This window comes from Bacillus sp. TH19, assembly GCF_016651075.1.
GTDB classification, from domain to species: Bacteria; Bacillota; Bacilli; order Bacillales; family Bacillaceae_G; genus Bacillus_A; species Bacillus_A mycoides.
Genome location: NZ_JAEKEO010000007.1, coordinates 1,740,463 through 1,759,992, shown reverse-complemented (window position 1 = coordinate 1,759,992; position 19,530 = coordinate 1,740,463). Strand labels below are relative to the sequence as shown.

The following is a 19,530-nucleotide window of genomic DNA, read 5'->3' as shown; positions in this document are numbered from 1 at the left end:
CCTAACCTAAAAGGCTGAGTTTCTCTTTGTTTCTCTATCTTGATACTCGGTTGTATATCGATAAGTACCACGTGCCACATCTCGCCCCTCTATAACAACAGGAACCTCAACTACCAAGTCACCACCAAGCATTGGAATTGCTCCACCGCCAGGTGATCCAGACGAGTAATTGAATACTTGATTGGATACACCGCTTGTCATCGCTTGTCTACTATTTGCCATACTGCCATACACACCGCTCATAACAGTTTTCAATCCCGATAATTGGCTCATAGAACTATCCATCATGCGAATCATATCACCCATTAATTGACCCATAGAACCGGTAGTGCCGATCATAGTTTTTGCAATACCTTCACCAATAGATCCAAGTGTCTTTTTATTCAAAGGTAAAACCGCTTCTTTTCCAGCTTCTCCTGCTCCTTGCAAGTTTCCACCATTCATTCCAAAGATAGTAGGTTTAGTGAAGATACCACCTTTTGCACGCCAATCTATATTGAGTCCAGATGGAAACGTAATATCTTTTCCTAAAACGTTTTTCGTACTAGTTTGTAAGCTGAAATGTGGAAGAGGTGGCATTTCAGGTTTAGGAATTTTCAACTTCAAATTTTCAAAGAATCCTTTGATTTTATCAATGAATCCCTTAACTCCATCAACCGCATCCCTTATTGGATCCATAATAAATCTTTTCGCTGCTTCAAATTTTTCTTGTGCAGCATTCTTCACGGAATCAAATTTTTCTCTCGCTGAATTATATAAATCAGTAAATTTTTGTTTAGCTTGATTATACGTTTCAGTGACCGGATTAATTACGTATTGTTTCACCAAATTCCAGGCTGAAAGTGTATAAGATTTTATTGTTTCCCAATTACTTAATATCCAATTTGCTAAATCTCCGAGCTTTTGTTTTGTTGTATTCCACAATTCTTGAACTGGTTGAATAACATACTGTTTTATTAAATTCCAGCCTGCTAGTGTATAAGATTTCGCTGTTTCCCACTGTGAACCAAGCCAAGAAACCAAATCAGAAAATTTTTCTTTCACCAAGTTCCATACTTCCTGTACTGGTTGAATGATATATTGTTTAAATAAACCCCATCCGATTTGCGCTGCTGCCTTTGCTATTTCCCATTGCTTACTAAGCCAGTTAACTAACTCGCCAATTTGTCCGCTTACCCAATTGTAAGCTTCTTGGATTGGTTGAATAATATATTGACTGATTGCCGCCCAAGCAATTTGCACCCCGGCTTGAATTAGTAACCAACCTGCTTCTAAAACTGTTGAAATCAATGAAATGATAGGGTCTAAAAAAGTAACAATTGTATTCCAAGTGTCTTGCCATGCTTGCGTTAACATGCCCCACAATTCGGAAGCCATTGTAACTAAAGATGTCCACCAAGAAGAAGCCGTTTCAACAATTCCGGACCATAAGTTACTAAAGAATTCGCCTATTGGATCGAAGAAACTATGCATCATTTCAGTGAATGAAGCCCAGGCCCCAGAAAAGAATTCAACAATAGAATTCCATGCATCGCTACATACCTGACCTATACCTGTCCATAAATCATTAAAAAATTGACCAATAGGATCAAAAAATGCATGCATTATTTCTAAAAATGAACTCCACGCTTCACTGGATGATTGAACGATACTATCCCACAGTCCTACTAAATATTCCTTAATAGAATTCCAGGTTTCTATTGTCCAGTTTTTGATATCTTCCCAGTTTTTATAAATAGCAAAACCTAGAGCGACTATAGCTGCTACGATAATCGGCACAATGGCAACTATCCCGGCTGCAGCAGCCGCACCAATTCCAAATATACTCATTACCGTTACAACTATTGGCGCAAGTGCCATAATCGCCCCCGATATTATACCAATGGCTGTTGCTACGGCTGCTAATGTCGCTGCCAATTCTGGATTATTAGAAATCCATTCAGCAAATTTAGAAATAAGATCGGCTACAACTCCAAGTACCGGCTGAAGAGCAACTTGTAAATCTTGCATAGCTTTTTGGAATTTTACAGCTGGACTTGCATCCATTTTTTTAATAGATTCATTTAATTTATCCTGATTCTTCTGAAAGTCTACGGTTTTTTCTGAAGCACTTATCAAAGTATTGGTAATATTTTGTCCTTGATCTTCAAACATCGTTGCTAGAACTTTAACCCCTACTTGATTTCTTTTTATCGGGTCTTCTATCCCTTCAATCGCTTTAGCTACTTCTACCATAGCTTTTGAGCCTTCACTTCCGCCTTTAGCGACAGATGCTCCCCACTTTTCTATTTGCTCTGCGGCAATCCCAGAACCACTAAGCGCTTCTTTTAATGCCTTATCCGCCCCTTGTGCAAATTCAGTTAATTGAACCCGTCCTTCTTTTAGACCCGTAATGTTCAGTGAAGTTCGCAACACTTCACCCGTCCTCTAAGGACTGCTTACTGTCACCAGTAAGACCAGACTATATCATCATCTTATATAAGATGCTCCCCGTTTCGGATGTCATTTGCTTACACCCTACGTCTTTCGACTAGTCGTTACACACTTCCTATTTATAGGATTGGCTCGGTATTGTCTCTTATGTGAGAGTTTCACCGAATTAGAGGAGTTTGCTATGAATGTCACCACTCATAGGGACAATTGTTTATCCAATAGGTTGTCAATATTCCAAGTACCTGTTTCAACGCCTGCTTCCATAATTGCTTGGACTTCTTCAGCTTTAAAACCTGCACGAGTCAGCTGACTTCCGTATTCGGCAATAATATCTAGTTGCTCTGGCGGAAATCCCATTTTTAACAACGCATCAACCATACCAAGGGCACTATCTTGAGTTATCCCTAATTCATTTCCTATTTCATATGTTTCTTGTATTAACTCTGTAAAATCTATACCTTCATAAGATGTTGCAATTACCGCTGCCCCTCTTACTATAGATGCGTTAGCTTCATCGCTAATATTTTTATTTAAAGCCCATTGCCTGCGCACGCCCTCTAAAGATGCTTCAGCATCAACTCCATAAGTAGTAACACCTCTAATAGCTTCTTCTACTGACTTTTTGGAGGACTCAGGTACATCAAAAGTAATATCAATCTTTGTTTTTAACTTAGACATATCAAGTGCTTTTTCGATTGTCCCGGCAATTCCACCACCAGCTACCATTGCTCCAAGAACGTTTTCTAAACCAATATCTAACTCTTTAAATTCTCTTTGCGTCCTTTGGGCTTCTTGTTGTAAATCTCGTAATTCATTTCGTACTTGTTGAATTGAATTCCCAGCATCCACAGATCGAAGGGCACGTTGTAATTTTTCAATATCCGCTTCAGTTCCTAATGCTTCACGACCAATAATCCCAATCGCTTGTTCTAATTGGCGACTTGTAGCTGTTCCGCTTTTAATTGCATTCACAAGACGATTTCCTAATGCTCCTGCAAAATCATCAACGCTTTTTCCCGTAGCTCTAAACAATGTTTCTAATTGCCTTGTGGAACTCGCTACATTCTCTTGCTCAGCTTTCATGTTTCCTAGTTTATTTTTAAGACCATTAAGTGACCCTTCTGTAAATTCAATTTCACGTCTGAATGCACGATATTGTTCTTCAGAAATTTTACCGTTTTGAAATTGAGCTTGTACTTGTTGTTCCGCTGCCTTCAATTTATCTAGCTTTTGTGTTGTATTTTCAATTTGTTGTGTAAGTAACTTTTGTTTTTGAGCCAAAGCTTCCACGTTACCTGGATCAAATTTTAAAAGGCGCTCAACATCTTTTAATTCTTTAGCCAAAGCGTCACTTTGTTTATTTACATCTTTTAAAGCATTTTGTAACGGTTGAGTATTCCCGCCGATTTCTATCGTAATCCCTTTAATTCTTCCGGCCATTTTCTCACCTCATTTCTTAGAATGAATCAAAGTCTTTTTGATTTGCTTTTCTAACTTTTTCTTTGTCTGGGTTCTCCATTTCAGCAAACTCAGCGATGTAATCAAAACAATCACCGATTGTCATGGTTTCTAAATCCCAATGCGTTAATTTTGCTTTATAACAAAGAGCAAGGAACAAATCAGTGGTTAATTCTTCATCACTGAATGTCCCTTGCTTTTCATCATTTCCTGTTATTTTTTTTTTGCTCCCATAGTGACTTGAACTAGTTCCATTATTTCTGGCATGATTTCTTCAATTGGGAATTCTTCAAATTCATCCAGCCACGTCATAGGATCAGGAATACTTGAATCAGCCGTTTTAGCGAATAACCAAGTCAAGTCATAAATAAGTTCAAAGTCCACTTTGCTTATATCAACATTAGACATATTAATAGGTTGTTCTGATCCATTTGGTGAAGTTAAAGCGTTAATTGCTCCTAACCCCATCATATCTGCAAATAAATTACGTCTAAATTGTGCTTTATATCGTTTAACTGTGGCTGCTGTACTTTTTAATCTGACTTGTTTTCCGTCTATTGTAATTGTCTTTTCCATTTACTATTACGCTCCTTTTGGTGCTGCTGTTTTTTTAACGTACACTTCTTTGTACCAGTTATCGTAAATCGTTTGAGTTGTTTTAGAAGTTGTTTTTGTTTTAACCATTGGTCTTCCACCAGGTACTAAAACAATTGGACTAGATACAAACTTCAATTCGTTTGTATTTGGTTCAGCTGAATTTGTTTTTGTTTTAGATGCGATTGTCGGACGACTTGCTGCACAGTTATACATAACATGTCGAGTCGCGTTCACATCACCATCGAATTCAAATAATAACGCAAATGATTTCCCTTTAGCATCAGCCAATTCATTTAACACACCGTCTGTTTCATCTAATTGTTCTCCTAATGCATCGATAGCAAATTGCTCCGGAATAGTCGCGATAGATAACGTTCCATCGTAACCTTGGTTATTACTTGCCGCATAATAAAGCATGTCATCAGCATAAAATTCAATTAAATCACCGCGTGGCTCAAAAGTTAGTTCAACCCCACCTGGTAATGGAATCGGTGTGCCAAATTTCACTAAAAAATCTTGAGTATCGAATGGAACATAATGTACATTCTTCAGACCAAACGTAACTTTATTTTCTTTATTCACCTACATCAACCTCGTTTCATAATTTTTTTGATGCATTTTTTCAGATTCAATAAAAGTCCCATACGATTCATAAGGAATCTCATGATCGTCTAGGACTTTTTCAAGTTTGGCTTCTGCAACTAAATCTTTCCTAGTTGTATAAAGCTCAATATTTAAATCGTTTATCTTGTGATAGACCTTGTTATCAGCCATTAAATTTGCTGATCCGTCCACAAGAAAACAAATATAAGGTGGTGCTGGAACTGGATTACCTGGTGTAGCTGTGAAATGCGAATAAGCCACAGGATAACCTGTAGCTTCAAGAATTTTTGTTAGTTCTCCTAATGTCATTGTTGAACCGCCCTTTCGATACGTTTTGGCAATTCATCAATTACATACTCTTCAACTGGACGAATATGAACTTGTGCTGGAACTCGACCACCACCGACTTTCGCATGTCCCTTTTCTAAAAGATGCGTTAATTGTCCTTGCGTATTATGAAGGACAACACCATTACCTTCTTTTTTCTTACGCCATCCTTTACGATAAGCACCTGTTTTTTTAGGACTATTTTGCTTTAATTTACTGACAGCAACATCAGCTACTTCTTCTTGTGCTGTCAGTAATTCTTCTTCCATAACATTTGCATATCTTTGTAATTCTCTAGCAAGATCACTCGCAAAATCATTCATATTAAGTATGCTCCTTTGCGATTATAGTCAAAGTTTGATACATTTCATCATCATTCATTGGCGGTTCGATAATGTCAAAGATACGATCATTCATTTTAATCCGCATTTCTTCTGTAACATCCGATGTATAAGGGATTACAAATCGATAAATTCGAGTAGCTTGTGAAGCTGAAGCTTCGATATACTCAGACCCTTTCACCGTTTTTATCATTGCCCACGCTTTTTTTAATTCCTGCCAAGATATTTCGATTACTTGGTTCAATTCATCTTTTATTACTACAGGTTGTTCAATGCTAATTCGATTTCTAAAATCACCTGTATTTAAAGGTTTTTTGTACTGAAAAGGACGCATCTTAATCACCGTCCAGTTTAATTTCTTCTAATGCTTTATCAATGCCCAAACTATTAATCTGACTTAAAAAATTCTGGTCAAAATACTCAAGAGCATCATTATAAACATAACGAGAACGTTCAAAGACTAATTCCTTGAACTCTTCAGCCTCGTCATTGTTAATATCATAATCCCCACAAATTCTTAATAAAGCTTTATTAGACGTAGATAGGATGCGCTTTAGGTTATCATCTTCATCATCACCTAAGTGCATCCTATCTTTGAATTCCTGCAATATTTCATTAGAAATTACTGTTTCCATTCACATCACCCTTGAGCTGGTGGAGTTGGTGCTTCTTCAAGTTTTAACGTGTAAACTTGTGATGTATATTTATCCTTTGGCTTACCTGTAGCGAATTGCTTAGCGATATAAAGCGTTGCATCCTCTAATGCTAATGTTTCTTCATATTTTTTAATTGGTTCCGTTCCACCCATCGCTGCAATATACTCTCCTTTAACAAAAAACAGGACCTTACCTTGAGGTACAAACACAGATTCTGTAGGAGTTGGATTGAAAGGTAAGCTTGTCACATACGCTCCAGCCGCATTTTGAATTGTTGCATTTGCTTGGATATCAAAAGTATCAAACGGATTTGTTACCATAACTACTTTCCCAGCAATATTTTTTGGTCTGTCTGCATCAGTTTTACCATCAGGATTTAGCTTTTTAGCCAGTAATTTAACCACGCCTTTTAATTCATTGATTGTTTTGCGACCTGGTTCAAACGTTAAAGTCCCTGCTGTTTTTTTATCTGGATATACTCCTCCAACAACACTTCCACTTGGATCTTTTAACAATCCAATAGGTTCATCTTTACCTGTACCAATTACGAATCCACGTTCTAAACCTACAGACATAGCTTCTGAAATCATTGTACGAACATAGCGTTCCACCCACACTGGCCCCAGTTTAAGCATGTCATTTGCCAATGGGATAAATGCCGTTAATTTAAGTTGAGAGATAGACTCTTTCCGGAATGTAGCATTTAGCTGCCCTTTAATATCACCGAATAATGGTCCCCATACAGCTGCACCTTCTGGATCTCCATAGATAAATTCTGTCACAGCACCTAAGTTTTCTAATCCTATATGTTCTAACAACGGATGACCTTGAACTAAATCATCAAAAATTCGTTCTTGTGTTGTCTTAGGTAATGTTTCAGTATCTTTAAAGCCACCATCTTGAACTACTGCATTGAAGAATTTCATTTCCTCACTGGTTAATACATTAGAACCACGAGACTGCATAATAGAACGGTCTACAATAGATTCATTGACTTGATTCAAGATATCTGAGCGAACATCTGTAGCAAGTGCTTCAATCATAGAATTTAATGCTACTGACTGTTCCTCTGGTGTTCCTTCCTGTGTCGCTTTCGCAAATGCTAGTTTCTTCTCTTCAAAACTATTAAACTTGATAACCATATTTTATTTTCCTCCTAAAGTTAAAAAGAGCGTACTCAGATTCTGTTTTGTATTAACAGGCTCTTGAATAGGCTCTTTTGGTTTTTGAATATTTGGCTGTTTCGTATACTTAGCTACTAAATCTTCTTTAAAATTTTCTACAACTTCCTCTTCTTCCTCTTCTTGCGTATCATCTATTTCGATTTCATCAGCAATTTCATCAGCTAAACCAAGAGCAACTGCTTCCTCTGCTGTTAGCCAAGTTTCATCTTTTAATAGTTGCTTTAATTCTTCATCTGTTCCAACAAAACGTTTCTTATAAGATGCCGCTAAAGCTGAATCAATCTTTCGTAAATCTCGTGCTGTTTTTTCAAATAGGTCTGCATTTCCATATTCAAAGGTACTCGCTTGATGAATCATCATCATAGTATTACTAGGCATAATGATTTTATCACCTGCCATTGCAATTACAGATGCGGCACTAGCTGCCCAACCATCAATATGAACAATAATTTCAGCATTATGCTGCTTTAACTGATTACAAATTGCTACACCATCAAATGCGGAACCTCCACCCGAATTAATATGAACGTGAATTTTTTCTACTTTAACATCTTGAATTTTTCTTCTTACTGCTTCAGCATTATTTTCGCTAAACCATCCACCAATTGACCCATAAACAGTTAATTTACACTCATTTTCTCCTTTAGCTTCAAAACGAATATCTCGTTTTAAATTTAAAAGCTTATTCATATTCACATGTTCCATCATTTCTCACCTCCTTCAGATTCATTTAGTTTCGTATAGTTCTTCGTAATATGATGAATATTTAAGTTCGGATCATCCGAATTTTCATAATCTACTTCTGATCTAATCTCATTTCCTGTAAATGCACTTGAAGAAATGAGCTTATCAATACTTGTTGCAAGATCAAATATACTTTGATAAGAAACTGCTTTAACCTCAATCTTTTTCCCTAAAAGATACTCATTCATTTCAAAGAATTTAACATTCGCTTCATCAGATAATTTTTTTAATAATGGCCGTACTGTGAAAAGCATATAGTTTTTCGTTTGCTTCTCTACATCAGCCATCTCGCCATATATCAAAGCTGTTGGAATACCAATTGTCATAGCTACTTGATTTAAGAAACCATTTGTTACTTTATTGATTTCTTCCACACTTGGGCCATTCGCAACACCATTGTATATTTCGTTATAATTAAAGCCCTTTTGTTGTGGAACAATAGCAATATCCTTATTACCAAACGCTTGATACATATCATCAATAAACTTTTGTAATTTCGCTATGTTCTCTTCCGTCTTGGCACCTGTCATATCCATATCAACTGTTCCACGAACTTGATTTTTACGTTTTTGAGAGCTTAGTATTCTACCAAATAAGTCCCCGTAATCTGCAAATAAACCATCAATAAGTGGAGATAATTTATCATTTCGATACTTTAAGTGAATTACTTCACTTTGCCTAAAACTTCTCTTAAACGTATAATCTTTTACTATTACATCGGTAAAAGTATCCTCAAACACAGCGTATTCATTGTGCTGAAATCCATCTGCAATTAGTAAATCACCATCATCCGCTTGTATAACTAAACACTCATTATCATAAATAAGTTTGCGAATAAACCTTTCCCAAAAGGTACTTGCGGTCATATTCTTGTTCGGTCTAACGTTTAATCGATAATAAAGTTCATTCTTCTCAAATTCTTTACCCTGTCTTACTCTGAATTCAGATTGACTAATCGTCCTTCCTAAAAATGACACGCATGTATCAATTGCTAATCGTTTCATATGAACCCTGTTTGCTGTATCAGCAACTATGCCCAGATCCACCATAAATTCTAATTCTTTATTTCTTTTAAATACTGAACCTAACCACCCAATGGCTATCACCCTCTTTATTAGAATTTAATATCACCTATAATGAAGTCAGTTACTTCTTGTATTTCATCAGCTCTATAGAGAGCGTGAACAAAACTTTGGAATCCGTCAGTTTTTCTTCGCACCGGCTCTTTCTTTTCATATATTTTGTTCCCGTCACCTTTAATCACAACCAATACATTCTGTGTATACCAACGCATAAGAGGGTTGTCACCGAAAACAATCTGCTCATTTGCAAATGCCATTTCAATCCGTGGCGCTAATAAACTATGAATTGCCTTAGGGTTTCTTATAACTTCTATTTCAAATCCTTCAGCTACTAATAAAGGTCTTATCGCTTCCATTCGGAAGTTATCAGCTATGATTTTCTTAATACCATATTGTTCACGCATTTTTACAAACCAATCAACAATGTGTTGAGGATTGATAGTAGGCTCGTCCACAACAGTTAGTAAGCCTTGTTCTTCCCATTCTTTTATTGGCGCAAACTTCTGTTTTTTGAACTCACCTGCTTTTTTAGAATATCCATAGTAGATATCAACAAATTCTTTTCGGACAAAGGAATGAGTTTTAAAGATATACTGACCAGTTTGTCTAAATAAAAGACCACACGCCGCGAAATCTCGAATACTTGCAAAGTCTAACGACCCAATACATTCTTGACCATGTAAATCTGGAAACGGTCGATTTGTAGCAAGAATTTCTGACCATTTTGCAACGGAACGTTCTAAGTTTGTAACAGGTAAGTTCATACGCTTTGTCATGAACTCTTCTCGGTTGCTTGGATCATCCTCTAAATCTTCATATTCTTCCTTTATCGTTTCAAGTAATCCCTCAGCATACTCACTTAAAGGCTTAGATAACATGGGATTCGCAAGCTCCCAATTATCAAGATCACCTACTTCAGTTTCATCATTTAATTTACAAATAAAAGGAAAGACAGCATTCGGACGTGCTTCGCCGTTTAGTACCTTCATTGCCTTTTCTTTTTGCTTATCTAAGAAACCGTCACGAACATATCCATCTGTACCAATGTAAAATTCACGTGGGTTTTTCTTTTTCCCTAAACCACTGATATGAACACGGACATCTTTATTGCTTTCGTATTGATGTATTTCATCAAATACAACCGCACCATCACGCAAACCATCTTTTGTATCTCCATTTGAAGTCCTAAACTTCAGTACACTTTCAGTAGCCTTTGAAACTGTTTGAGTTAACGTCGTTTTAAAGGCTCTTTTCAAGACCTCATTCTTCTTCACACATTTATGAACTTCGTCAGGGCTTGTTTTTGCTTGTTCTTCACTATTCGCTACAACTGAAATGTTATACTCTGGAATGCCATGCAATTCACTAATTAAAAAGTGAATAATAACAGAAATCAGACCGTTTTTACCGCCGCCACGTCCTAACATCCACAGGAATTTACGATAAAATACACGTCCATTTTTCTTATAAAATAAAAAGACGAATGCTATTAAGAATTTTTGAAATGACTGCAATGGAAAATACCACTTCTCACCGAAGTTTATACAATCCTCAATCATTTCATCATCAAAATACAAATCGTCTCTGTTTAAAACATGTTTTTCTAGATATTCAATTAACAGTTCTCTTTCTTTATTGAACTTTACTTTCCCACTTCGATAAAGTTCAATATATTCTTCCACATACTTTTGCTTAATCATGTAAGATCACTTTTGCTATAACCTGTATTAGGGATAGTATTCTTAACAACAAACTTTATATCTCTCCCTAATGCAATTAAAGAACTGTTAATTTTATTCCTCTCACTTATAAGAGGGTGGGCCTTAACGAAAACTTGAGTCCCATTTTTAATTGTTACGGATTCCCCTTCTTTAGTTATCGTTTTATTAATTTTTCGAAATGCTTTAACTAGATCAATATAGCGTTCTACCTTTTCAACTTCAACTAAATCTGTCGTATCAATACTATTCATAAGCTGTTCCTTTAACCTTACAATACTAACAGCCATCTACCCACCCCCCCTTACGTGCGTATTTTCGAAAAAAACCTGACAGTTAACCCCCTCCTCCGGTGCCCCTTAGAGCATTTTTTGATGAAATATTTTAAGGGGGGGTGTTATTACTGAATCATTTTTACCACTTTTCATCGTGTTCCCATTTGTTCTGTTTCTTTTTGAATATTCTACCGTGTTCTTTATTATGGCAATCCACACATACTGTTTCGAGATTGTCGATTTCTAATGCAAGTTCTGGATGATGTTCAAGTTCTTTTTTATGATGGACAACTAACTGTATCTTCTTACGCTTTGCACTCTCACTGTACTCATTGGTATCCGTTTGTACTCGACCGTTTCGTTTACATTCCTGGCATTCGTAGTTGTCACGCTTCTTTACTTGTTCACGTGTACTCTTCCAATCACTACTGTCATAGAACTTACGCTTCTGTTGTTTGGTTTTATATTCTTTCATCTGTCTTTACCCAGCGTGTTTGATTCCCTCTATCTCTTTCCAATAAATCTTTTATTGGTGTTTGCATGAGATATTCTACAGAGTAAAACATTGGCTTCTGTTCATACAGTTTATAATACTTAAATCGATTAACATCAATCCCAACCTTCTTGTACGCCTTCTCATTAGGCTTAAGGTATTTGATGTATGCTTTCTTATCAATGGGTATAAGACCAAGTGCAGCAATCCTATCGTTTAAAACGCTATCCAATTACCCTCACTCCTTAACCAAAATAAAAAGCACCCGAATGGATGCTTAGATTAAACTTATTCATTATTACTTTCTCTACTTTCATCATCATCTGATTTCGGGTCTAACATGCTTCCTATATCAGACGGCAAGGTTAACTCTATGCCAGCTACTGGCTGATTATCCTCATTAAAATAATACTTCTTCACCTTATTCAATTCTTCATTTTTCTTATTTTCACTCATATTACCCCGCCTTTTATGTATGATATTAAATACTTTACTTAATATGTACATTGAGAAGGATAATATACTATTCTTTCAATCCTCACACTACTCATGCAATTTTTGCATAATGAAAGAGCAACCGTGCACCAGTTGCCCTTTCGTCAAAATCTTTTGTTATTACTATATAAATACGGTATTTATTCTTGTTCCAATCACTTAATACCGTTACATTCATTCGCTCCCACAATATTAAGTAACTGGAAGAAGAGCAAAAGCCCTTCTCCGTTTACACAACGTAAATTGCAATTTAATGTGGAATCAAGAAACAACTAGTCATCCAATCTGCAACCATCGCCACCGGTCATGACGATCCATTTTCATTTATCAGGAATTTTGTGAGAAATGTTTTCCGCCACTACTCACAATACAAATATAACACGTTAATTCCAAAATAACCGGCACATATACTGCCAAAAAGCGGTCATGACTCTGCCACTTATTTTAATTCGTTAATAACCTTTATTTTCCTAGACTACCTCACTGCAACAGCCACAAAGAATAGATTGAATTTTCATTTAGTTATTATGCTTGATCTGATTGTAGAACATGTAATGGAGGTGGAATAATCCAACCTTTTTTCTTATTCAGACGAAGTAATATAGCTCCAGCTTGTGCTTTTTTCATATGAAATTGACCAAACATCATTCCAACATCTTCTCGAAGAGATTGTCCCATAGCTTGACTACATGCTACTAACCCAGCAGCAAGATCCATAGAAACTTTAGCTGCAATTTCCGCATCATTAATACGAGCACCAGGAGGAATCGTTTCAATAGATGCAACTGGTCTTTCTGGAGGTGCTGGTGGTAATGCAACACCATTCAATTTTAATATATTTTTTAATTCTTCAACTTCTGATTGAATATCATTCTCTACAAGGTTTTCTAAAAATTTCTTTAAATCCTCGTCTCCTGTGTGGTTAATAAGAACTTGATATCCAGCAATTGCGCCTTGTGCCGCTGCAAGGTAACTCCAAATCCCAAAGACTTCTCCGTAGTGCATTGGTTCATTTTGTGGATTTCCACTTAAAATACCCATAAAAATATTCCTCCTTAAAGAAATTAGACTTTTAGCAACAATACTTACTATAGAAAAAATTTTCCCAATCATGTTCTTGATTAAAGAAAATAAGTTCTTATAACTCATAAGGAACACCTTACCCAAATATAGTAATTACCTCTCATAGAATGTACCGTTACCAAAAATTTATGCTTATAAAGAATAAATACATTTCAATTAACTTAATCCATTATTATTAAGTACTTTTAATAATAAAAATTAAAGATATTTATCATAATTTGAATTCAAATGGTTTTATATATTTTCAACCGAATATTGTCTAAAGGAACTGGAGACATTACTAAATACGAAAGGAGGGAAAACCATGAAGAAAAAACTTTCATCTATTTTAGGTGCCCTATTACTAACTATTACAGTTTTTGGTACAAGCGTCCATGCTGAATACGATGGATCTAATACGAGTAGAGTTATCAATAATAATACTACAACTCGAGTTAATGACTATAACACGAATAGAGTTAATGACTATAACATGAATAGAGTTAATAATGATGTGAGAACTCGAAATGTAAATACGACAAATGATTTAAATGATAATCGTAATAAAAATAATAATTGGACTTGGCTTGGTTTATTGGGACTACTAGGATTATTTGGTCTTAGAAAAAAAGACAAAGATCCAGAAACGCGTTAATGTAGAACATTGTATTTAATTTTAAAAGATATTTATTTATCAAAAGAATACAAGATGAATCGCCTTTAATAAGGCAATTTTTTATTTTTTACAATCAATAAGAATCACAATAAACAGATGCAATTAATCGGAAACAATGAATTTCTTAACTTAATAGTAATAGAGCATTACATCTATTTGACGAACTACGCTCCTTTTTTATGCCTTTTCTTCACTTACCCATATCTTATATTCTGTGTAACTGAGTCAAACGCTACAGCCCTTGCTATTCATAGTTTTATAACACTTTCTCTTTTGAGTTACACAGTAAGAAAATTATGCGTAACTGTATAGATTAAAAAGAAAAAACAATGCTTAGATTTTAAATCTACTCATTGCTTTATCCATTGCATCTTGATTTACACCTATATAACGTAACGTGACCTTCTCTGACGAGTGATTGAATATCTCCATAAGTAATGCTATGTTTTTGGTTTGCATGTACATGTGATACCCATACGTCTTTCTCAAAGTATGCGTCCCTATCTCATCTAATCCAAACTCTGCTGCAGCTCCACTTAATATCTTATATGCCATACTGCGACCAATCGGACGATTCTTCCCTTGTCTACTTTTTAATAGGTACTCATCATCTTCTCTATTTTCATTGAACCATTTAAGCTCTCTCTTTAGTGCTGTTGTAATCTGTATACGCTTCTGCTTACCTGTCTTCATTTCACGCATTGAGATGTGGCTGCTTTTTAAATCTCCAACCTTTAGTTTTAAAATATCACTTATACGTAACCCTGTATTAATTCCCATCACGAATAAGATATAATTACGGTCACTCTTTTCTTTCAAATATTCTTTTATCTGTTGTATTTGCTCTAGATTACGTATTGGTTGAACAAAATTCATTATTCATTACCTCCAGTCTCTTCTGTCTCGTAAACTTCTAATCCAAGTGCAAAAGCTAGTTTATAAAATGCTTTAGACTTCCAACGGCGGTAAGTACGCTCTGACATTCCGATTTCGTTATAAACCATGTAATCACATACATCCTCTTCTTCTAAATAACGTTTACAAATAATATCCCTTTGGATACTTCCTGCACGTCCGTTTCCTAATCGATTTAGAAATTGATCAATACGTAATGACATTCTTTCGAGCCATTCTTCACGTTTACTTTGTTGAATATTCGCTATGGCAACATCTTCTAATGACTTACCAACTGCATGTGTAGGACCGTGCTCGCGCATTTCATAAGAAGGAGTGACTTTCATTTCTTTACGCATCATCCCAAATTGTCTATGTATACGTACACTTTCCAACACGCCTTCTAATTCCTCTTGTGTTGCCGTTCTATCGATTTTTGGTAAGAAAGATAATTGTTTAGTCATATAAGACCACCCCTTTTTATTTTTTAATTACTTTTGTCTTAAAGCTCCACGTCTACGTTCATAACGTGGTCCACGAATCCCCATTAAATCTTCAATGTCACGAGTGCTTAATTTCTCTTTTTGTTTTTTCTTGTTTTTCTTCTTCGCTTGTTTTGATTGCTTATTCCACTCACGCAATTGATCCCTTAGCACCTTCATTTCTCCATCTCCCTTTTCAAAATAAAAAGGACACCATTTCTTAAAACAGCTCTATTGCTGCTCTAAAAATTGGTATCCTCTAGTTTTCTAGCCGGACTGTATTCTGTTTTCATTTATTTGATAATACCAGCCTGCACAAAGATGTTTCTCCAAGCTTTGTTAACTTGGTATTTATCAACGTCTATCGCACGACGAGCGATAGCTTTTCTTATTTTCTTTTTCTTTGCATTTGCCATTCCTCTCATCCCTTTCATGCAAACGTCTCTCATTTCCATTTTGGAGCGTTTCACTCCTCTTGATACCTATATTACATTCAAAAATAATCTAAACGTGAATTGTACCTATTTTATAAAGTCCTTTTCCCCACAAAAGGATTATTTTATTAAAATCTTCATAAGCCATAACTTCGAATTCTTAGATCCCAATGAACCTCTAGACGAATACACCATATGCTAATTTAAATACTTTCTAGGAAAGCAGGTGAATACTATGCCAACAGTTGTAGCAAACCTTGTCGTACAAAATAGTGCTGGTTCTTTCAACTTAGGCGATTTTTATAACGTTTCTCCAAAAGAGAATACAAAATCTTATAATGGTTCAGGGGCATCAAATGTTGGTTTTGTTGTCAATACCTTTAGCGGTGTTAGTGCAACAAACACATTTGATGCTGATGTTGCAGACCAAAATCAAGTTGGGACAGCTTAAATTTATTCACTTCCTTCTCCCCCTTGAATAAAACTAAACATTCTGTCAATACTATAGACACATGGTTATCTTTCCTCTGTTTTTCTTGGGTGAGCAGTTAGCTTTTGCTAGCTGCTCTTTTCATTTCACTGTCACCCATTAGATAAACGTTCATATATTATTTTGTGCCATCCTTTCTACTAAGTGATCTCGTCATTTTATTTCCGCATAACCTTTATGAAAGAGCACTTTTCGAAGGTGCTCTTTTTTTCATCCTAATAATCTTCAATATTCTGTACATACTACTCATAAGCTGCTTTCTTAACAGTGTTTGCAGCCTGAAACCTTTTTTGGGAAATGGAGCAGTTAGCTTTTGCTGACTGTTCTTTTTTTAGTACAGGCAACTATGAATTCGAACATGCATATACTATCCTGAGAGGGCTTCATACACACATATATATAAACAACCTGTGAAAGAACGCTTTAGAAAAGCATTCTTTCTTACATAAGTAATCTTTTCTGAAAAAACTACTACGAAAATAAAATCTTTATTAGCTTGTCACCATTTAATTAATGAAGCATATATTACGGATATGGAACCTATTCACTCATAGGGCCCTCCGTTTAAAGAGCACTTGTATACAGTGCTTTTTTTTGCGCGAAGATTTTCTACAAAATGAAATTTTTGTTTAGTTTTTCGGATGGTAACACTTCCCTTTGTATGACCTTCTATCCGTTCATGCAGTTTTACAAATCACTGTCTGAAAAGTTACCACATACATTCCCAAAAAATTTCGAAGTAAAAATATAAGTCTACATATTATAGAACAAAAGATGAAGGCTTACTCTTAAGACCTTTTGTGATTTTCACAGGTTTCTTGCTTATACCTTTGTGTCGGTTTGCTCATAAGTTGTTATAGTATCAATTGGTTAGTTAATTTATAAGGGAGATGTAAAAATGAGTAAATTTAAAAAGAATTGTCACATACCCTTTCCATGTGCCTTTCCTTTGCCTCAAATAGGGCCTACTGGTGCCACTGGATCTACTGGTGCTACTGGTCCTTCCGGAATAACCGGGGCGACAGGTCCTTCTGGTGGGCCTCCAGGTCCTACTGGGCCTACCGGAATAACTGGACCTTCTGGTGCCACTGGATCTATTGGTGCTACTGGTCCTTCCGGAATAACTGGACCTTCTGGTGCCACTGGATCTATTGGTGCTACTGGTCCTTCCGGAATAACCGGGGCTACTGGTCCTTCTGGTGCCACTGGACCTACTGGTGCTACTGGACTTATCGGGATAACTGGACCTACTGGTGCTACTGGACCTACCGGGATAACTGGACCTACTGGTGCTACTGGACCTACCGGGATAACTGGACCTACTGGTGCTACTGGACCTACCGGGATAACTGGACCTACTGGTGCTACTGGACCTACCGGGATAACTGGACCTACTGGTGCTACTGGACCTACCGGGATAACTGGACCTACTGGTGCTACTGGACCTACCGGGATAACTGGACCTACTGGTGCTACTGGACCTACCGGGATAACTGGACCTACTGGTGCTACTGGTCCTACCGGGATAACTGGACATACTGGTGCTACTGGACTTACTGCATCTGGATTATCTCAATATGCTTATATCTTCAATACAGCAGCTCAAGTAGTTGCCTTAGAAGCACCTATTCTTTTTAATTCAAATGGGGTAATAACGTCTGGATTTACTTTTACCCCTGGAACTTCTCAGATGATGGTTACAAATGCCGGAGATTATAAAATTTCCTTTTCTGTATCAGGAGTTGAGCCTAATCAATTTGCACTATTTTTAAACGGGGCCCCCGTTACTAACTCCGTTTATGGATCAGGTGCAGGAACTCAACAAAACAATGGGCAAACAGTTCTTACTTTAGCCGCAGGTGATATTCTTACCCTTAATAATCATACGTCCGCTGCTGCAGTTACTTTGCAGACTTTAGCAGGTGGAACACAAACAAATATAAATGCTTCAATTATAATTGAAAAATTAGATTAATTATTGCTTGAAGCTCTGGCAGTCAATAATCTAGAGGGGGTTCTTTTTTTCAACAAGTAGTTAGCATTAGTGATTCATTGTTACATTACGATGAAATGGTCATATATTATTTCGAACCAAGAAACCCTAATCTACTTTTCAACATTTCACTTTTCTCCTAAAGAGTACCGTAAGTTAGTGCTCTTTTTTGTTTCCCTTATTCTACAAAATGAAGTTTTTGTTAAATTATTTGCACCTTTTCATTGGCCAAGCATATGTTATTGTATGGAGACTCTCCATTCATAAAAAACTACCTTTCTTAACAAAGAGCATGCTTATATGTGTGCTCTTTGTTATTTATCATCAAATAACGATTTTGTTAACTTTTTGTTACATTTTCGAAATATTCATACGTTACATTTAGAATGTCTTTTTAAAACAGATAGATTTAAATTTAAATCTAAATATCTAAATTGCCGACCAGATTGGTGATATGTTACAATATTATGGATGTTCCTTAGGGAGTTATCATGTAATTAAACAAGAGTTTAAGAGTTCTCGAATCTCAGCCCCTTGGAGCGCACCCCAAGGGGCTGAACCATTTTAAATAAAAATCTTATTATTTATTAATATCTTTATTGCTACGTAAAACATTTGTAAATATTACTGTTTTCCTTACTTTCTTCCTTAAAAACGTTATATACTACATTTGAAATGAGCGCTCAAATTCGCTTATTATCTTATTTCCCATGCGACATAACCTTTTATTGAGTGCTAGGAGAAATCCTAGCCTTTTTTTATACAATAAAGATTTTGTTTTAAAACTACACAAAGCGAAAGAAATAGGCATACAATGTCGTGTATTCTTTTTCAATGTAAGTTTGGGTAGAAGAGCGCCTTGGAAAGCGCTCTTTAATTTTAAAATAAGGATTTTATTAAAAAACTGCACATACATTAAAATCATACATACATACATACATACATACATACATACATACATAAATCATGGTAAGCTTTTCGATATGAGTCCTGGTCATAGAGCGCCTTAAAAAGCGCTCTTTATTTTTATAGTGACAGGCTCAATAACTCCAAGTAACGAATACAATATAAAAATTCACTCATGAAAATCTGA

Annotated in this window: 23 protein-coding genes and 2 pseudogenes; 3 read left to right on the top strand and 22 right to left on the bottom strand. The window is 36.0% G+C overall.

The features are described 5' to 3' along the window. Positions 1-6: 6 nt before the first annotated feature. From JFU54_RS13015 to JFU54_RS12935, 18 genes and pseudogenes are all read right to left on the bottom strand, one after another. Positions 7-2,388, bottom strand: a pseudogene (locus tag JFU54_RS13015) (phage tail tape measure protein); the annotation flags it as partial. A 258-nt stretch (positions 2,389-2,646) separates the two neighbouring features. Further along, a pseudogene (locus tag JFU54_RS13010) lies at positions 2,647-3,873 on the bottom strand (DUF2207 domain-containing protein); the annotation flags it as partial. A 16-nt stretch (positions 3,874-3,889) separates the two neighbouring features. Then, positions 3,890-4,051, bottom strand: a complete 162-nt coding sequence (locus tag JFU54_RS29440) for a hypothetical protein (RefSeq protein WP_075313545.1) — start codon at positions 4,049-4,051, stop codon at positions 3,890-3,892. Positions 4,052-4,104: 53 nt separating this feature from the next. Next, positions 4,105-4,467 (bottom strand): hypothetical protein, encoded by a 363-nt coding sequence (locus JFU54_RS13005; RefSeq protein WP_201064651.1) that lies wholly within the window; start codon positions 4,465-4,467, stop codon positions 4,105-4,107. A 6-nt stretch (positions 4,468-4,473) separates the two neighbouring features. Beyond that, positions 4,474-5,070: a major tail protein gene (locus tag JFU54_RS13000; protein WP_201064649.1), complete on the bottom strand. Its 597-nt coding sequence runs from the start codon at positions 5,068-5,070 to the stop codon at positions 4,474-4,476. Further along, the gene (locus JFU54_RS12995) at positions 5,071-5,400 is read right to left on the bottom strand and encodes a hypothetical protein (RefSeq protein ID WP_201064647.1); all 330 of its coding nucleotides are present in this window, start codon (positions 5,398-5,400) and stop codon (positions 5,071-5,073) included. Further along, complete coding sequence (locus JFU54_RS12990) at positions 5,397-5,741, bottom strand: HK97 gp10 family phage protein (RefSeq protein ID WP_201064645.1); 345 nt, start codon at positions 5,739-5,741, stop codon at positions 5,397-5,399. The genes JFU54_RS12995 and JFU54_RS12990 overlap by 4 nt, the downstream gene beginning before the upstream one ends. 1 nt (position 5,742) lies before the next feature. Then, entirely contained in the window at positions 5,743-6,093 is a 351-nt protein-coding gene (locus JFU54_RS12985; protein ID WP_201064642.1) for a phage head closure protein, read from the bottom strand. 1 nt (position 6,094) lies between these two features. Next, the gene (locus JFU54_RS12980) at positions 6,095-6,394 is read right to left on the bottom strand and encodes a hypothetical protein (protein WP_201064639.1); all 300 of its coding nucleotides are present in this window, start codon (positions 6,392-6,394) and stop codon (positions 6,095-6,097) included. A 5-nt stretch (positions 6,395-6,399) separates the two neighbouring features. Beyond that, positions 6,400-7,557 carry a phage major capsid protein gene (locus JFU54_RS12975; RefSeq protein ID WP_201064636.1) on the bottom strand — a complete coding sequence of 386 codons (1,158 nt, stop codon included), beginning with the start codon at positions 7,555-7,557 and terminating at the stop codon, positions 6,400-6,402. Between the two features lie 3 nt (positions 7,558-7,560). After that, complete coding sequence (locus JFU54_RS12970; RefSeq protein ID WP_201064633.1) at positions 7,561-8,304, bottom strand: head maturation protease, ClpP-related; 744 nt, start codon at positions 8,302-8,304, stop codon at positions 7,561-7,563. Beyond that, the gene (locus JFU54_RS12965; protein ID WP_201064630.1) at positions 8,304-9,449 is read right to left on the bottom strand and encodes a phage portal protein; all 1,146 of its coding nucleotides are present in this window, start codon (positions 9,447-9,449) and stop codon (positions 8,304-8,306) included. Before JFU54_RS12965 ends, JFU54_RS12970 begins: the two co-directional genes overlap by 1 nt. Positions 9,450-9,457: 8 nt before the next feature. Beyond that, a complete protein-coding gene (locus tag JFU54_RS12960) occupies positions 9,458-11,125 on the bottom strand; it encodes a terminase TerL endonuclease subunit (protein ID WP_201064627.1) in 1,668 nt (555 codons plus the stop codon). Further along, positions 11,122-11,433, bottom strand: coding sequence for a P27 family phage terminase small subunit (locus JFU54_RS12955; protein ID WP_002128755.1), 312 nt, complete (start codon positions 11,431-11,433; stop codon positions 11,122-11,124). The genes JFU54_RS12960 and JFU54_RS12955 overlap by 4 nt, the downstream gene beginning before the upstream one ends. Positions 11,434-11,557: 124 nt before the next feature. Next, on the bottom strand, positions 11,558-11,893 hold the full coding sequence (locus tag JFU54_RS12950; RefSeq protein ID WP_016127470.1) for an HNH endonuclease: 336 nt from the start codon (positions 11,891-11,893) through the stop codon (positions 11,558-11,560). Beyond that, positions 11,880-12,143 (bottom strand): hypothetical protein, encoded by a 264-nt coding sequence (locus JFU54_RS12945; RefSeq protein WP_016127471.1) that lies wholly within the window; start codon positions 12,141-12,143, stop codon positions 11,880-11,882. The genes JFU54_RS12950 and JFU54_RS12945 overlap by 14 nt, the downstream gene beginning before the upstream one ends. Positions 12,144-12,199: 56 nt before the next feature. Then, on the bottom strand, positions 12,200-12,367 hold the full coding sequence (locus JFU54_RS12940) for a hypothetical protein (RefSeq protein WP_201064625.1): 168 nt from the start codon (positions 12,365-12,367) through the stop codon (positions 12,200-12,202). Between the two features lie 564 nt (positions 12,368-12,931). Further along, positions 12,932-13,447, bottom strand: a complete 516-nt coding sequence (locus JFU54_RS12935; RefSeq protein WP_000512143.1) for a DUF3231 family protein — start codon at positions 13,445-13,447, stop codon at positions 12,932-12,934. Positions 13,448-13,793: 346 nt separating this feature from the next. Here JFU54_RS12935 and JFU54_RS12930 point away from each other — a divergent pair, with 346 nt between their 5' ends. Further along, a complete protein-coding gene (locus tag JFU54_RS12930) occupies positions 13,794-14,123 on the top strand; it encodes a WGxxGxxG family protein (protein WP_201064623.1) in 330 nt (109 codons plus the stop codon). Between the two features lie 354 nt (positions 14,124-14,477). Here the strand turns inward: JFU54_RS12930 and JFU54_RS12925 are convergent, their stop codons facing one another. The 4 genes from JFU54_RS12925 to JFU54_RS12910 form a co-directional block, all read right to left on the bottom strand. Beyond that, positions 14,478-15,020, bottom strand: coding sequence for a site-specific integrase (locus JFU54_RS12925; protein WP_201064614.1), 543 nt, complete (start codon positions 15,018-15,020; stop codon positions 14,478-14,480). Then, positions 15,020-15,502 carry an ArpU family phage packaging/lysis transcriptional regulator gene (locus tag JFU54_RS12920; RefSeq protein WP_201064611.1) on the bottom strand — a complete coding sequence of 161 codons (483 nt, stop codon included), beginning with the start codon at positions 15,500-15,502 and terminating at the stop codon, positions 15,020-15,022. The genes JFU54_RS12925 and JFU54_RS12920 overlap by 1 nt, the downstream gene beginning before the upstream one ends. A 27-nt stretch (positions 15,503-15,529) precedes the next feature. Next, positions 15,530-15,700, bottom strand: coding sequence for a hypothetical protein (locus tag JFU54_RS12915; RefSeq protein ID WP_002066658.1), 171 nt, complete (start codon positions 15,698-15,700; stop codon positions 15,530-15,532). Between the two features lie 113 nt (positions 15,701-15,813). Further along, positions 15,814-15,936, bottom strand: coding sequence for a DUF3983 domain-containing protein (locus tag JFU54_RS12910; protein ID WP_085960919.1), 123 nt, complete (start codon positions 15,934-15,936; stop codon positions 15,814-15,816). 253 nt (positions 15,937-16,189) lie between these two features. Here JFU54_RS12910 and JFU54_RS12905 point away from each other — a divergent pair, with 253 nt between their 5' ends. Together JFU54_RS12905 and JFU54_RS12900 are read left to right on the top strand one after the other, a co-directional pair. Continuing rightward, positions 16,190-16,405 carry a spore germination protein gene (locus JFU54_RS12905; RefSeq protein ID WP_002144261.1) on the top strand — a complete coding sequence of 72 codons (216 nt, stop codon included), beginning with the start codon at positions 16,190-16,192 and terminating at the stop codon, positions 16,403-16,405. Positions 16,406-17,342: 937 nt separating this feature from the next. Then, a complete protein-coding gene (locus JFU54_RS12900; RefSeq protein WP_201064610.1) occupies positions 17,343-18,419 on the top strand; it encodes a BclA C-terminal domain-containing protein in 1,077 nt (358 codons plus the stop codon). Positions 18,420-19,530 lie beyond the last annotated feature (1,111 nt).